We start from the raw sequence: 15,091 nt of genomic DNA on the forward strand, positions 1-15,091 counted from the left end.
CGCACACCTGTTTTCGCCATGTTCAGCAAGCGAGCGCAGTGGCGACCAGTTCACGCCAGCTCGCCTGCGCACCCTCCTTCGTCGCCTCGGTGAACCGCACTTCGCCGAGGCGACGTCGTGCTGTCTGCTCGATCCGTTCCACATCCGGTTGGGAACGGTCGGACAGGCCGCGCACCGCGGCACTCGCCGCGAGCAGCCGGACGGCCTGCTCATCGTGGTCGGCGCGTTGCGCCAAGTCGGCGATCCCGACGAGCACCTGAGCGATCAAAGGCGCATATCCCGCATCGGATACCGCTTGGAAGGCCGCGTCGTGGTGTTCGCGGGCTTCGTCGAGACCGTCCGCGAGGTAGCCGAGCAGGTTGTGGGTCCGCGCCCTGACGTACGGCTGCTCGGCATCGCTGCCGAGGAGGGTTGTCGCGAGATCGATCTGCCGGTACGCCTGCTCGGTGTCGTCCCTCCAACGAGCCAGCTCCGCCCTGGTCAGGGCGAGTTCGGCCAGTGCGTTCGGCCAAGCTGAGCGATCCGCGTGCCGCTGCGCCTCGGCCATGGCCGCCGCACTCGCCTCCGCATCGGCCAGCAGCCAGTACAGCTGAGCCTGCCGCGCCCGCATCAAGAAAACGTCCTCGATCGCGCCGACCTCGGTGACCACCGCGATCGCCTGGTCGAGATGCTCGCACGCACCGGCGAACTCACCGCGCATGGCGATTCGATTCGCCAGTTCGGTCAGAGCGAACGAGATCCCCCAGCGCTCGCCGATGGTCCGGAACTCGGCGAGCGCCGTCTCCAGATACTCGTCCGCCTCCCGCCCCTGCTGTCCCAGCGCGATCCGCGCCTTGCCGAGCTGGAGCCGGGCCAGCGCCCGCACCCAAGGGTCGTCATCGGTGAGCAGCGGTTCGAACGCGGGCAGCAACGCGTCCGGCCCCTGCAACATGCGTTCCAGCGCTGCGACGAACGCCAGCAGCGGGTATCGCCCCCGACTGCGTCGGCTGAACAGGTATGCCTTGTGGATCCATTCCTCCACTTGGTGCTCGTCACTCGGCCCGGAGCTCATGAAATGCACGACCAGCCCGTACACCCTGGCCCTGATCTCGTCGTCCACCTCGCCGGACGTGTCGGCAGCCGCGGTGATCAGCTCCATGCCCTCGGCCTTGTGGCCGCCGAGCCACCAGTACCAGCCCGCGGCCGCCGCGAGCCGCATCGCCCCGGTCGCGTCCGCGGCCGCGAGCGCGCCACGCATCGCGACGGCGATGTTGTCGTGTTCGACCTCGAGCGTGGCGAGCCACTCCAATTGCTCGGCGCGGCGCAGGTGCGGCTCCGCGATGTCGGCGAGTTCGGTGAAGTACGCGAGATGCGCTCGGCGCGCCGAATCCGATTCGCCCGACTCCTCGAGCCGGTCCCGGGCGTACTGCTTGATCGTGTCCAGCATCCGGAAGCGCGGCCCGCTGTCCTCCACGGTGCGCAGCAGCGATTTCTCGGTCAGCGCGGTCAGCAGCTCGAGCACCTCCCACCGCTCGACCGCCATGCTCTCCTCGCCCTGGGCTTCGGGCCCCGCGCAGACCTGCTCGGCCGCCTCCAGGCTCGCGCCGCCGGAGAACACCGCGAGCCTGCGCAGAACCATCCGTTCGGAGTCGGTGAGCAGCTCCCAGCTCCAGTCGACTACCGCTCGCAACGTCCGGTGCTGCGGAATCGCGGTGCGGCTGCCGCCGGTCAGCAGACGGAATCGATCGTCGAGGCGGTGGGCGAGCTGGTCGAGGGACATGGTGCGCAGTCTGGCCGCGGCCAGTTCGATCGCCAGGGGGATTCCGTCGAGGGCCCGGCAGACGCGCGCCATGGTCGACAAGGTGGGAGCATCGGCCGCGAGATCCTGACGCACCGCACCGGCCCTGTCCCGCAACAGCTGCACCGCCGGGGATGACTCGATCTCGCCGGGATCCGCGTCCTGCGCGGGCAACGCCAACGGCTCGACCTGCCATAACGCCTCGCCCATGATGCCGAGCGGTTCGCGGCTGGTAGCGAGGATCCGCAGCCGCCCGCACTCTCCGAGCAGCCGGTGGGCGAACGCCGCCGCGGACTCGATCACGTGCTCACAGTTGTCCAGGATCAATAGCGTTTCGCGCTCGCGGATCGCCGCGACGAGCCGGTCCATCGGTTCCGCGTTCGGTGCGCCGCCGAGCAGCGCGTCGCGGAGTCCGAGCGCGGCGAGGGTGGATTGCGCCATGTCGCCACTCGCGCCGACGGACGCCAGTTCCACCAGCCAGGCCCCGTCGGGCAGGTCGTCGAGCATGGTTCGCGCGGTTTCGAGGGCCAACCTGGTCTTGCCCGAGCCACCAGGACCGGTCAACGTGGTGAGCCGATGGTTCGCGATGAGTTCGCGCACGGCGGCGATATCGGCGTATCTGCCGACGAATTCGGTCAACTCGGCCCGCAGGTTCGTGTTGCGGTGGTTCTCCTCCGTTCGCACTTCGCCGCGCAGGAGCGCCACGTGTAATGCGGAGAGTTCCGGCGAGGGATCGACGCCCAGCGTGTCGGCGAGTGCCTCCCGTGCGCGCTGGTACGCGATCAGCGCCTCGGCGCCGCGACCCGCGGCGCCGAGCGCGCGCATCAGCGCGGCGACGAGCCGTTCCCGCACCGGGTGCCGGGCCACCAGCTCGGTCAGCTCGGTGATCAGCTCCGTACCCCGGCCGAGGCGGACCTCCGCTTCGTACCGATCCTCCATGGCGGCGAGGCGCAGCCCCTCCAGCCGGGTGACCACCGCGTCGAAAGCCTCGCTGTCCGGTATTCCGACGTCCTGCATCGGCGCACCGCGCCACAGCTCGACGGCCTCGTGCAGGAGCTGGGCCTGTCGCGCGTCGTCACCGCCGCGGGCCTGGTCGAGAAGCCGTTCGAACCGCAGGGCGTCGACGGCGTGGGGTTCCACCGTCAGCCGGTATCCGCCCGCCTGCCCGTCGAGCGCCCCGTCCGGCAGCACCCTGCGCAGCCGGGAGACCAGTGCCTGCAAGGCGTTCGCCGCGTCGGCGGGCGGTTGCTCACCCCAAATCCAGTCGACCAGCGTCGCTTTCGGGACTACCCGACCTGGTTCGAGCGCGAGCGCGATCAACAGCGCCCGCAACCGAGCGCCCGGTACCTCGATCAATCCGCCGTCGTCTAGTCGGATCTCGAGCGGTCCAAGCATCCCGATCTGCACCGGCCCATTCTGCCGTGGACTCTCGGCGGTGAGCCGGGCCGCCCGTCCCCGGGGTGATAACCGCTCCGATGGCGGCGACCGACACCGGTCGGCCGCAGCGTGCCGAGATGTCGGCTTGCCGGAGAGCAGGCGCATACGCGCTCTGATCGGCTCTGCGCGGAGGCGATGCGCGTCGAGACACCTGCCGGTGCCGTATGGCCGTTCGCTGTGTGCGCGAACGGTGCGTGCCGGGCAGTGGGTAGTGATGACCAGGGCGAACGCCGTATCGGCTGCGTGTCAGGCCGGTATCAGGTCGGTGTCAGCCAGTCGGGCGACAGTTCTCCTGTGAACAGGTCAGCAATGACAGGGCTAAGGAAGGTGTTCCGGACGCCGCTGTGCACCAGTGCACTTGCCCACGGTGTGCGCTCTCTCCCGGTCGCCTGGGAAGAGGGGTAGCCGGTGGAACTCAGAGTGGACCGTGAGCGCTGCGTCAGCGCCGGCATGTGCGCACTGACCGCCCCTGGAGTATTCGACCAGGACCCGGAGGACGGCCGGGTGGCGCCGCTGGACCTCACACCCGCGCCCGAGTCGGAGCAGGCCGTCCGCGAGGCGGCCCAGCTGTGCCCGTCCGGCGCGATCACCATCGTTCGACAATCGCCGCGAGAGGAAATTCGATGAGTCAGACGGCCCCCATCCCGCACGGCCTCCCCCTGGAGCGCGACGCGGGACCCTTCGACCCACCCCGCGAGATCACCCGGCTGCGTGAGCTTCGTCCGGTCAGCCCCCTGATCTTCCCCGACGGTCACGAGGGCTGGCTCGTCACCGGCTACGACGCGGTTCGCCGGCTCATGGCCGACACCCGGTTCAGCTCCCGCCAGGACATCGGCATCGTCCACGTGCCGTACGAGACACCCGGCATGCCCGTCGCCACCGAACCGTCACCGCAGGTGCCGGGTTTGTTCATCGCCATGGACCCGCCGGACCACACCCGGCTGCGGCGCAAGCTGACCGGCGCGTTCACCGTCAAACGGATGAAGCAGCTCGAGGAGCACATCATCGACATCGCCGAGCGGCAATTGGACCAGATGGCGCGGCTGACCCCGCCGGTCGACCTGGTCGAGGAGTTCGCGCTGCCGGTGCCCTCGCTGGTGATCTGCGAGCTGCTCGGTGTGCCCTACGCGGACCGGGAGACCTTCCAGGTCAACTCCGCCAAGTTCTTGGTCAAGGACCAATCGCTCGAGGAGAAGATGGCCGCGTACGGCGCGATGACGACGTACCTGGCCGAACTGGTCACACGCAAGCGCGCCGAACCCGGCGAGGACATACTGTCCGACCTGGCCCGCCACGACGACCTCACCATCGAGGAGCTGACCGGCATCGCTTTCCTGCTGCTGCTCGCGGGCCACGAGACCACCGCGAACATGCTCGCGCTCGGCACCTTCGCGCTGCTGGAGCACCCCGAGCAGCTGGCCGAACTGCGCGCCGACCCGGATCTGCTTCCCGACGCCGTCGAGGAACTCATGCGCTACCTGTCGGTCGCCGACATCTTCTATCGCTACGCCACCGACGACATCGAACTCGGCGGTGAAACGATCGGCAAGGGTTCCACCGTGGTCGTCTCGCTGCTGGCCGCCAACCACGACCCCCAGCGTTTCGACCATCCCGACACCTTGGACCTGCACCGCAAGGCCCGCGGCCACCTGTCCTTCGGCCACGGCGTCCACCAATGCCTCGGCCAGCAACTGGCCCGCATCGAGATGCGCGCCGGTTTCGCCGGACTGCTGCGCCGCTTCCCGACGCTCGAGCTCGCCATCCCCGCCGGTGCGGTGAAACTCCGGACCGACATGAATATCTACGGCGTCCACGAACTGCCGGTCACCTGGACGGAGACGGCACGGTAGAACTGTCGGCCGAGCGCGTGGGAACGCGCCTGGACGGCCGGTCCGTCAGCCCTGGCCGTATCGGTTGTCGGCCAGGGCGGGCATGCCCATGACGAGGCGCGCTGTGGCCAAGGCGCGCAGCGTATTTCCGGCGTCGTCCTCGTCACCGGCGGCGGGGTGGTTCGAGCCCATGCGAAAGAACACGAAGTAGGCCGTGTGGGCCGCGACGGACCGGTGGCATGAATACCGCTCACGGACAGAATGAACACCCTCGCCACGGTTGGATCGGCATATCGCACACGAGCACCGCGGCGAAACTCTTGCGATCCCACTTTTATACTCGCCGGTAACAATTGGAATCGAGAATAGCCAATGGGTAGCTGTCGACCTATTTTTGGCTCTGACATCGCTCTTTGCGGGGGAATGCTGGTTGCGAGTCGAACGCGTATTGACGGATGGGAAGCGGCACGGGCAGAATCGGCCGGGTTGATCCCGGGGGTGGAGGAGTTATGCGCGTAAAAACCGATATCCATTTCACCGTCGGCGTCGATCCCATCCGGGTGTTCGATGCGGTCGCCGCGATCGAATTGCTTCCCGAATGGTCGACGCATTCGGATGCGCGCGTGGCCACCCGCGCTGAATCCGGTCGTCCGCAGCGGGTCTACGTCACCGCGGAGACTCCGCTCGGCAAGTCCGATCTCCAGGTGCTGGAATACGACTGGACCGCGGACCGAGTGTCGTGGCAGGTCGTGGACAGCTGTGTCGGCGTCGGCGGCGGTGGCTGGTTCGAAGTCGCCGAGGACGGCGCGGGATCGCAGGTCTGGTATCACACCGAGCTGCAATCCTCGCTCTTGCTGCCCGGACTGCTCCTCAAGCGCAGTGTTCGGCGGGAGGCCGAGACCGTCGTGCAGAACTTCATCGAATTCGCCGAGGGATATACCGCGCCCCCGAAATCACGCGCCGTATAGGTCGCTCCGCTTCACCATTGGATATCCGCGACCGAGTTCAAGGGGGCGGCCACTTCCTCCGGCGCCAGTTGCAGATCCGCGTCCCGCAGCGCTTGCGGGAAGTGGAAGCGGGCTCGCTGCTCGATCTCGGTCAGCGGCACCTGGAAGACGCGGAACTCGTCGAGATCGAGCACTTCCAGCTGGTCCAGGTTCTGGCTCAGCAGGAAGCCCCGGGCCTTCAGTTCGCCGTTCTCCCGGAACGCGATGACCTTCCAGAACTCGCGCGGAATCCTGACCTGCCGGAATTCCTGGTCGTCGTCGGTGAAGACCGGGCCGCCGAACGCGCTGACCTTGAGGTCGTCGACGGTGACGTCGGCGAAGACGGCGTCCTCGAGCCGCCCCCAGACCCCATCGCGCATGCTCTGGTTGAAGTCGTCCATCTGCGGGGTGATGTTGGTGTAGAAGAACGAATCCTCGTTGGCCTTCTTGGCCTCGGGCAGGCTGCCCCACAGCAGGTCCGCGCGGCGGGCGAGGTGGCCGCGATCGAGCCGGTTGTCGCGGTACAACTCGTTGCCGACCTGGGCGTCCGCGTCGAGCCGCGCGTCCTTGACGAAGTCGATCTTCTTCCGCGACAGCTTCTTGATCGAGCCGCCGTCGATATTCCAGGCCACCCAGATGGCGAAGCGGCGCGAGCGGCGCATCGCGAGGGAGAAATGCGTGTAGTGCAGGACATCGGCGCCGTCCAGGGTGGTCGCCACGTCGGGGCGGACCTCGGCGTCCACCTCGGGGACCGGAATCGGCGACGCGAGGAAATTCGGGTCGTATCCTGCGACGGCCGCGGCTTCCTCCGCGGCCGGCGGGGTCAAGGTGATGCCGAGCTTCTCGAACACCGATTGCGGCAGGCAGGCCAGCGCGTGCTCGTCGGTGTCCGCGCCCGTCTCGCCGGCGAAATGCAATCCGGCCAGCACGGTGCTGGTCTTGCCGTCGGGGAGCTCGAAAATCCACGCCGATCCGGAGTCGCCGCCGCTGCTGATCTCGCCGTCGACCGCGGGATGGTCCGGGTCGGGCCCGATCTCGAAGCCGCCGATGCTTCTCGTGCCAACGCCGTGATAGTCGATCTTGGCGACCACGTCGACGCGCCGCACCATGCCGTGGGTGACCTGGGTGGTCCGGCCGCTCTTGATCACCTTGTCGCCCAGCTCGGGTTCGCCGAGGCGGTCCGGGACGACGTCCAGGCCCATGATCGCGGCGCTGAACCGCCGGTTCTCGATGTCGGCGACGGCGCAGTCGCCCGCCGTGCCGAGATGGGATCGGATCAGCTTGCCGAGCCGGTTGCGGTCGACCCGGTTGTCGTCACGCGGGCCCGGCTGCACGACGTCGTCGCCGAGATTGCCCGCCGCGGTGTTCAGGACGTGCCAATTGCTCAGCACATACGGTGTTCCGTCGTCCCGGTCGTAGACGACGCAACCGATCGTCCCCGCCGTAGTGCTCGGGTGGGCAACGCTGATTCCCGGCACGATCGGGTCGAGGCGCGACTTGCGCTCGGGCGCGGCCGCTTCGGTGACCAGCCGGAAGGCCGGCTCGAACGTGCGCTGTAGCACGTCGGTCGGTACCTCGATCCCGTCGACGGTGACGGTCTCCGGAATCGCCGACGTGCCAAGCGCTTCCAGCGCCTCCGGTTCGGACACCTTCTCGTGCACGGTGAACTGCACCGCGATCTCGCCGGTCGATTTTCCGTCGACTTGCTTGTGGCCGATGCCGATCGAGGAGATATTGGGGTCTTCGAGGAAGTTCTCGCCTTTGCTGCGGATGAATTTGCGCAGTGCGGCGAGAAGGTCGTCGTTTCGGGTGTTCGTCCGGCGGGCTGGTGAATTCTTTTTGGCAGGCATGGTGGCTCCGTGATCGAGGTGAGCGTGGCGTCGACGGCGTTGTCGCACCAGCTATCGCCATTCTCTGGTCACAGTCGTGCCCGCACACGAGTAGCGAACTACTCGAACGACGGGTGCCGCAATGCTGCGCAAAAGTTAGTTCGCATAACCAAAACAGTAGGTAGGCGCCTACGCGTGCTGTCGGTTTCAGCGACGTTAGATTTTCACCGATGTTCGGCCAAGGCTGTCGCCGTCGCGGTCACGAGGCCGATCAATCGAGTTCGGTCGATGCCGGGAAGCCTGCGGGCCAGCTCGTGCTCCAGCTCCGCGCGGAACTTGTGCCGCACCGCCGAGCCCTGTTCGGTGGGAACGGCGCGAGTCACGCGGCGGTCTCCCGGGTCGGTCTCCCGGGCAAGTAGCCCTCGCCGCTCCAGCCGGTCGACCATGCCGGTCACATTGGTCTTGTCACAACCGAGCGTCGCGGCCAGCTCGCCGAAGGACGGCGGCCGGTCGGCGCCGAGCAGGCACAGCAATTCGGCTTGCTGACTCGTCAATTCGAGGCGTCGCGCGATCGAGGTGTAGAGGGCGCTGATCTCGCGGTGCAGCCGTGCGAAAGCGGGCGCGAGCCCCTGATCATCGGTCGGCATGGGGAAAGTCTATGTCATCGACAGTTGACATCCTCGCTGATTTAGTTGATGATCTCGACTATCGCCATGGTCATCAATGGGAGGTGAGATGCCGGTCGCGATCGTCACCGGAGGATCCCGCGGCATCGGCCGCGCCATCGCCGAGCGTCTGGGCGCGAGGGGAGCCGCCGTCGTCGTCAACTACCGATCGAACCGGCAGGCCGCCGAACAGGTGGTGGCCGCCATCGAGGGCTCCGGTGGGCAGGCGTGGGCGGTGCGGGCCGACGTCGCCGACCCGGCGGGCCCGCGCAGGTTGTTCGACGCCGCCGAGGAGTGTTTCGGCGGCGTGGACGTCTTCGTGAACAACGCGGGCGTCGCGCGTTTCGGCTCGATAGCCGAGGCCACCGACGAGGACTTCGAGCTGATGTTCGCGGTCAACACCAAGGCGACGTTCGTCGCCCTGCGTGAGGCCGCGAAGCGGTTGCGCGACAACGGCCGCATCGTCGTCGTGTCCTCCGGCGCGACACTGACCCACCGGCCGGGCTCGGGTGTCTACGGCGCCAGCAAGGCCGCCGTAGAGCAGCTGGTTCGGGTGCTGGCCAGGGAACTCGGCCCGCGCGGCATCACGGCCAACAGCGTGCTGCCCGGTGCGGTGCGCACCGACGCACTCGCCGCGTCAGGGGCGATCGGGGCGAATCAGCAGATCCTTCAATCGATTCCGCTCGGCCGCGTGGGCGAGCCCGACGACATCGCCGACGTGGTCGGCTTTCTGACGTCGGAGGAGGCCCGCTGGATCACCGGGGCGAGCGTGCCCGCCGGTGGGGGAGCGTTCTGAACCGCGAACGTACCGGGACGGAGACGGTCCGAGACGGAACCAGGGTGTGCGCGCCTAGATCTCGATGTGAGCGCCCATGATCACCGTGCGCTCGCGGGGTAGGCCGAACTGCTCGGCGGCGTCGGCGGTGATGTAGGAGGTGGCGATGAACAGCCGCTTGCGCCACTGGGCCATCGTCGGCTCGGTACCGGGGCGCAGCTCGATCTTCGACAGGAAGTAGGACGCACGGTCCAGCTGCAACGGTCCCTCGGTGACAGCGGGGTCGAGCAATGCCAGCGCGCCGGGCACGTCTTGCGACTCCATGTAGCCGAACCGGGCGCACACGTGGATGATGCCGTCTTCGGTGTAGCCGAGGGAATCGACGCTGATCCGTTCGTCCGCCGGAACCCGCGGCACGGGTTCGGTCTCGATCGACATGATCACGACGTGTGCGTGGCGCACATGGTTGTGTTCGGCGTTGGCCCGCAAGGCCAGCGGCGCGGTTCGCTTGCCTCGGTTGAGGAAGACGGCCGTGCCGGGGACCTCGAGTATCGACGGGTCGCCCGCGTGCAAGTGGTCGACGAACTCGCGCAGCGACCCCTCCCGCCGTTCGCGTTCGGCGGTGACGATGTCGCGCCCGCGTTGCCAGGTGGTCATGATGGTGAACGCGGTGAGACCGATCAGCAGCGGCAGCCACGCGCCGTGCACGAGCTTGGTCAGGTTGGCTGCGACGAACAGCAGGTCCACCGACAGCAGCGGGACGGCGCCAAGGGCGAGCAGCCAGAGCGGGATATTCCAGCGGGCGCGGGCGACGTAGAAGAACAACAGCGTGGTGATGGTGATCGTGCCGGTCACCGCCATGCCGAACGCGTAGGCCAGCGCCGCCGAACTGCGGAAGGCGAACACCAGGGTGAGCACCGAGACCATCAGCAGCCAGTTGATCCACGGCACGTAGATCTGGCCGACCGTCGCCTCCGAGGTGTGCGCGATGCGCAGCCGGGGCAGGTAGCCGAGCCGGGCGGCCTGGGATGCCACCGAATACGCGCCGGTGATCACCGCCTGCGACGCGATCACCGTAGCGGCGGTGGCCAACAGCACCAGCGGCAGGCGACCCCATGCGGGCATGAGCAGGAAGAACGGGCTGCTGACGTGGCCGGGATCGTCGAGGATCAGCGCGCCTTGGCCGAAATAGCTGAGGATGCACGCCGGGAACACCAGAAACAGCCAGCCACGGGTGATCGCCCGGCGACCGAAATGACCCATGTCGGCGTACAGCGCCTCGGCTCCGGTCACCGCGAGGACGATCGCGGCCAAGGCGAAGAAGGCGGTGCCGAAATGGCCGAACAGGAAGCCGAGCGCGTAGGTCGGTGACAGGGCTCGCAGAATCTGCGGATGATCGGCGATGCCCGCCACCCCGCACGCGCCGATGACGGCGAACCAGGCGATCATCACCGGCCCGAACACCCGGCCCACGGCCGAGGTGCCCCGGCGCTGCACCAGGAACAGCGTCACGATGATGACCGCGGTGATCGGTACGACGAAATCCGCCAGCGACGGTTGCACGACCTCGATTCCCTCGACGGCGGACAGCACGGAGATCGCCGGAGTGATCATGCTGTCGCCGAAGAACAGCGAAGCGCCGAAGATGCCCAGCGCCGCCAGCGCCGCAGTCTGCCGTCGGCCGTGCTGCGAACCCCACCGCCGCAGCTGCGTGATCAGCGCCATGATGCCGCCCTCGCCGTCGTTGTCGGCGCGCAGGGCCAGCAGGATGTAGGTGACGGTGACGATGATGGTGACCGACCAGAAGATCAGCGAGACCACGCCGTACACGTTGTCCACACTCACCGGCACCGGATGTGGGTCGGCAGGGTTGAACACCGTCTGGATGGTGTAGATCGGACTGGTGCCGATGTCGCCGAACACCACGCCGAGTGCGGCGACCACCACGCCGAGCCGCGCGGTGTCGTGTGCGCTCGTCGCGGAGGGCGCGGGGGGTCGCTCCTCGTCGGATGTGGTCGTGTGCTGCCGATCGGTCACCGAGTCCTCCTAGCGCGGGCTGTCCGGCCGCCCGTGCGGACGATACCGTTCCCGGAGTTGGGCCGTCGGGCAGTAGCCGCCGCATGACATCCGGCGTCGTGCCTACCGCGGCTCAATACGACACGCGCGTCATGCGGATCTCGGAGATCGACATGCCCCGGCGGCGGCGGAACAATCCACGCAGTGTTCCGGCGTTGAGATAACCCACCTTGGCGGCCACCGCGTCCACCGTGAGCGAAGTGGTGCGCAGCAGTTGCACGGCGCGTTCCAGGCGGATGTCGTGCACGAATTCCGTGGGGGACATGCCCAGTTCGGCGTGGGTGGCCCGCTGCAGGCTGCGTTCGGTGACGCCGACGGCGCGAGCGGCCTGGGATATCCGGAAATTCTCGCCGAGGTGTGCGCGGACCCAGCGTTCGAAGGCGGCGGTGACGGAATCGCCGCGGGCGATGATCTCGGGGACGATGAACTCCCGTTGCGGTCGGCCCGCGCCCACCGCCAGGTAGCGCATGGCGCGTTCGGCCAGGGCCGGGCTCTTGCTCGCGATCAGCGACAGCGCCAGGTCCATGTGCGAGAGCGCGGCGCCCGCGGTGGTGACGCGTCGACCGCGACACAGCGTGCGTCCCTCGTCGAGTTCCACGTGCGGGTAGCGGCGCCGGAAGCTGGGGCCGAGCCACCAGCTCGTGGTCGCGGGGGAGCCGTCCAGCACGCCCGCTTCGGCCAGGAAGAACGTTCCGGTGCAGGCGCCGGCGAGGTGAGCGCCCCGATCGCGGGCCGCGACCAGCCGGTCGAGCACCGGACGGCTGGCGGGTGCGGAAACCAGGTCGATCAGCGCCGCGGCCTCCAGGACGTTCACGGCGGGCACGATCATCAGATCGAACCCGTCGCCGAGTTCGTCGAGCGGGATCGTCGGCACGGTGTGGCCGTTGCCCGACCGCACCGTGGCGCCGAACGACGCGCTGTGCACCCGCCACGGCTGCGGCGGGTCGGGCAGCTCGGTGCGCACGGCGTTGGCGGTGTTGAAGGTTTCCAGTAGGGCGGCGTATCCGAAATCGGCTACGCCGTCCACCACGAAGACGACGACGTCCATGTCGGAAACGGTACCGAAGATGTCGTTTGCGACACTCGGTTCCGCCGGGATTCTGTCCTACCGTCATCGCGAGACGGCTCGCCGCCGAGCGAACCGGGGAGCCGATCGAACCCGCCGTACCTCGTTTGGGAGCGTGACCATGATCGAAACGACCGGGACGCATCACATCCGGTTGACCGTGACCGACATCGCCCGGTCGCGTGCCTTCTACCGAGATGTGCTCGGTTTCCCCATCGCCGCCGAATCGCCCGGCAGCCCCGACGATCCGGAGGTGCGCGTCGACCCGATGCGACTGTTCGGCGGGGTGGTGTTCCAGGCCAACGGCATGTTGCTCGGCCTGCGTCCGGTCGCCGATCCGGCGGACCGATTCGATTCCGAACGTGTGGGTTTGGACCATCTCAGCTTCACCGTCCCGGCGCGGGACGATCTGGTGGCCGCGGCCGCTCGCCTGGCCGATGCGGGCATCGAACACGGGAAGATCACCGAGATGGCCGATTTCGGCATCGCGATCCTGTCGTTCTCCGATCCCGACGGCATCCATCTCGAACTCACTGCGCCCCTGTGAGTTTGCGTCCGCTCGCAGCGGGCATGCCCGATCCGGAATGAACGCTGTCCTGATGAAGGCTTGGCCGACCGGCCGTACGAGCGGTGCGGTCGTGCCGGGGAGGTAGGCCGATGCTGGTCCAGCGTGCGCGACCGCGGAAGCTGTCCGAGGATTCGGCGCTGCCGAGTCCGAGCGCACTGCTGTGCGCGCTGGGCGGCCAGCACGTGCAGGGCCCGGTGAGCCGGTGGGCGCGCGAGCTGACCGAACTGCACCGGCGGCGCCGGGAGGACGCACGGGAATCGATCGGGACGCGGCGGCGGCGCGCCGAGTTGGTCGAACGGATCGACACCTGGGCGGCGCTGCACCTGCCGTGCGCCGACCCCGCGGTGCGGGTGCACCACGAGAGCCTGGGGGAGATGATCGACCGGATGGCCGCCGTCGCGGAAGACGCGTTCCATCTGCTGATGCACGACGATCCGGGAGGCGAGCGCATGCACGCGGCATGGACCCGGCTGGCCGAACTGGAGATCGCCTACGCCGATCTGGTGCGCGCGATCGGGGACGGCCGTCGGCGTCTTCCGTCCGGACGAACCAGCGCTTCGGGGGCCCAGTGATGCCGGGGTGGCCTACCGGCGGTCGATCGAGTGGCCGGGCCGGTCGCATCGGACGAACGCGCTGGTCATCGTTGTCGGCATCCGTTGTGGGGAGTGCGCGCGTCCGCGTCGCGGCGCCTCGCGATCAGCCGTCCCAGGACGAAGACGCGCGCGCCGAGCCGTGGCCGATCGAGTTCACTACGGAGGAGGGCGTAGGCTGGGCGCTCCGACGGACGGCGCGACTTCTGGGAGCGGTGCATGAGCAAGGGTGAGGGGACTCCTCCCGCTACGACGCGGACCGGCACGATCAGCGTGCGGGTGCCCGCGGTGTCCGAACAGCTCGCGATGTTGCGTGCCTTGGCCGAGACCGTCGTGCTCATGGCCGATTTCGGCATCGACGAGGTGACCGACATCCGGCTGGCCCTCGACGAGGTGGCCAGCGCCCTGGTGCTGGACGCGGTGGACGGGGCGGAGCTGGAGTGCGCGTTCGGCTTCGAGGACGACGCGGTGGAGGTGCGCGTCTCCACCGTCACGGTGTCGGACGCCAGCCCGGACGAGTCCGGCTTCGGCTGGCACATCGTGGCGACGCTCACGGATTCGGTCTCGGCCACTCGAGGCGCACACGACTCCGCTGTGGGCGGCTACCCGACCGTCGTCGACTTCCGTTGGGTGCGCGGCGGCTCGAATAATGAGTAGCGAGTCGAATCAGGTCGCTTCCAAGCGCAAATCGCGGGGAGACACCTACGACAATATCGAGCCGCTCTTCGCCGAACTGGCCGCGCTGGCCCCGGACGATCCACGCCGGGACGCCGTGCGCACCGAGCTGATCGAACGTTGCTTGCCGCTGGCCGAACACATCGCCCGCAAGTTCAGCGGCCGCGGCGAGAGCTTCGAGGACCTGTTGCAGATCGCTCGGGTGGGCATGCTCGCCGCCGTCGACCGCTTCGATCCGGGGCACGGCGCGACCTTCCTGTCGTTCGCGGTGCCGACGATCATGGGTGAAGTGCGCAGGCATTTCCGCGACTACGCCTGGTCGGTGCGAGTGCCACGGCGGCTCAAGGAGATCCAGTCCACCATCGGTCCGACGGTGGAGATCCTGTCGCAGCGGCTGGGCCGGATGCCGCGGGCGCGGGAGATCGCCGAGGAACTGGGCGCGGACCTGAACGAGGTGACCCAGGCGCTCATCGCCCGCAACGCCTACCAGACCTCCTCGATCGACGCCGCCTCGGACACCGACGACTCCGAATCCGGCGGTCCCTCGCTGCTGGACTCGCTCGGCGCCGAAGACCCGGACTTCAGCACCGTGGAGAACTACCTGGCGGTCAAGCCGCTGCTGGCGGCGCTGCCGGAACGTGAGAAGCAGGTGCTGGTGATGCGCTTCTTCGACTCGATGTCCCAGGAGCAGATCGCCCAGCGCATCGGATGTTCGCAGATGCAGGTCTCACGGATTCTGTCGAAGACCTTGAAATCGCTGCGCGAGCAGGCGCTGCGGGACTGACCCGCGCCCCGGCGGAGGCGTTCACTCGCCGGTC

14 protein-coding genes are annotated in these 15,091 nt (G+C 68.1%); 8 read left to right on the top strand and 6 right to left on the bottom strand.

The features are described from left to right. Nucleotides 1-22 precede the first annotated feature (22 nt). Complete coding sequence (locus ABZ824_RS21600) at nucleotides 23-3,184, bottom strand: BTAD domain-containing putative transcriptional regulator (protein WP_356964980.1); 3,162 nt, start codon at nucleotides 3,182-3,184, stop codon at nucleotides 23-25. A gap of 438 nt (nucleotides 3,185-3,622) precedes the next feature. On the opposite strand from ABZ824_RS21600, the gene ABZ824_RS21605 reads away from it, so the two are divergent. Next, nucleotides 3,623-3,841, top strand: coding sequence for a ferredoxin (locus ABZ824_RS21605; protein ID WP_356964981.1), 219 nt, complete (start codon nucleotides 3,623-3,625; stop codon nucleotides 3,839-3,841). Then, a complete protein-coding gene (locus tag ABZ824_RS21610) occupies nucleotides 3,838-5,064 on the top strand; it encodes a cytochrome P450 (RefSeq protein ID WP_356964982.1) in 1,227 nt (408 codons plus the stop codon). Before ABZ824_RS21605 ends, ABZ824_RS21610 begins: the two co-directional genes overlap by 4 nt. Before the next feature lie 45 nt (nucleotides 5,065-5,109). Here ABZ824_RS21610 and ABZ824_RS21615 read toward each other — a convergent pair whose 3' ends face one another. Next, nucleotides 5,110-5,235: a hypothetical protein gene (locus ABZ824_RS21615; RefSeq protein WP_355072651.1), complete on the bottom strand. Its 126-nt coding sequence runs from the start codon at nucleotides 5,233-5,235 to the stop codon at nucleotides 5,110-5,112. A 317-nt stretch (nucleotides 5,236-5,552) separates the two neighbouring features. On the opposite strand from ABZ824_RS21615, the gene ABZ824_RS21620 reads away from it, so the two are divergent. After that, entirely contained in the window at nucleotides 5,553-6,011 is a 459-nt protein-coding gene (locus ABZ824_RS21620) for an SRPBCC family protein (protein WP_356964983.1), read from the top strand. An 11-nt stretch (nucleotides 6,012-6,022) separates the two neighbouring features. Here the strand turns inward: ABZ824_RS21620 and ABZ824_RS21625 are convergent, their stop codons facing one another. Beyond that, entirely contained in the window at nucleotides 6,023-7,879 is a 1,857-nt protein-coding gene (locus tag ABZ824_RS21625) for a DNA/RNA non-specific endonuclease (protein ID WP_356964985.1), read from the bottom strand. Nucleotides 7,880-8,082: 203 nt separating this feature from the next. After that, the gene (locus ABZ824_RS21630) at nucleotides 8,083-8,505 is read right to left on the bottom strand and encodes a MarR family transcriptional regulator (RefSeq protein ID WP_356964986.1); all 423 of its coding nucleotides are present in this window, start codon (nucleotides 8,503-8,505) and stop codon (nucleotides 8,083-8,085) included. A gap of 88 nt (nucleotides 8,506-8,593) precedes the next feature. Between ABZ824_RS21630 and ABZ824_RS21635 the strand changes: the two genes are divergently transcribed. Further along, complete coding sequence (locus tag ABZ824_RS21635; protein ID WP_356964987.1) at nucleotides 8,594-9,319, top strand: glucose 1-dehydrogenase; 726 nt, start codon at nucleotides 8,594-8,596, stop codon at nucleotides 9,317-9,319. 54 nt (nucleotides 9,320-9,373) lie between these two features. Here the strand turns inward: ABZ824_RS21635 and ABZ824_RS21640 are convergent, their stop codons facing one another. Together ABZ824_RS21640 and ABZ824_RS21645 are read right to left on the bottom strand one after the other, a co-directional pair. After that, nucleotides 9,374-11,242: a potassium transporter Kup gene (locus tag ABZ824_RS21640; RefSeq protein WP_356965223.1), complete on the bottom strand. Its 1,869-nt coding sequence runs from the start codon at nucleotides 11,240-11,242 to the stop codon at nucleotides 9,374-9,376. Nucleotides 11,243-11,447: 205 nt separating this feature from the next. Further along, nucleotides 11,448-12,422, bottom strand: a complete 975-nt coding sequence (locus tag ABZ824_RS21645; protein WP_355072661.1) for a helix-turn-helix domain-containing protein — start codon at nucleotides 12,420-12,422, stop codon at nucleotides 11,448-11,450. 139 nt (nucleotides 12,423-12,561) lie between these two features. Here ABZ824_RS21645 and ABZ824_RS21650 point away from each other — a divergent pair, with 139 nt between their 5' ends. From ABZ824_RS21650 to ABZ824_RS21665, 4 genes are all read left to right on the top strand, one after another. Next, complete coding sequence (locus ABZ824_RS21650) at nucleotides 12,562-12,987, top strand: VOC family protein (protein WP_356964988.1); 426 nt, start codon at nucleotides 12,562-12,564, stop codon at nucleotides 12,985-12,987. A 110-nt stretch (nucleotides 12,988-13,097) separates the two neighbouring features. Next, nucleotides 13,098-13,580, top strand: a complete 483-nt coding sequence (locus tag ABZ824_RS21655; RefSeq protein ID WP_356964989.1) for a DUF4254 domain-containing protein — start codon at nucleotides 13,098-13,100, stop codon at nucleotides 13,578-13,580. Between the two features lie 237 nt (nucleotides 13,581-13,817). Then, on the top strand, nucleotides 13,818-14,255 hold the full coding sequence (locus tag ABZ824_RS21660; protein WP_355072666.1) for an anti-sigma factor: 438 nt from the start codon (nucleotides 13,818-13,820) through the stop codon (nucleotides 14,253-14,255). Continuing rightward, nucleotides 14,248-15,057, top strand: coding sequence for an RNA polymerase sigma factor SigF (locus ABZ824_RS21665; protein ID WP_355072668.1), 810 nt, complete (start codon nucleotides 14,248-14,250; stop codon nucleotides 15,055-15,057). Before ABZ824_RS21660 ends, ABZ824_RS21665 begins: the two co-directional genes overlap by 8 nt. Nucleotides 15,058-15,091: the final 34 nt, after the last annotated feature.

Origin of the sequence: Nocardia sp. NPDC047038 (assembly GCF_040644075.1) — a bacterium.
Lineage (GTDB): Bacteria > Actinomycetota > Actinomycetes > Mycobacteriales > Mycobacteriaceae > Nocardia > Nocardia sichangensis.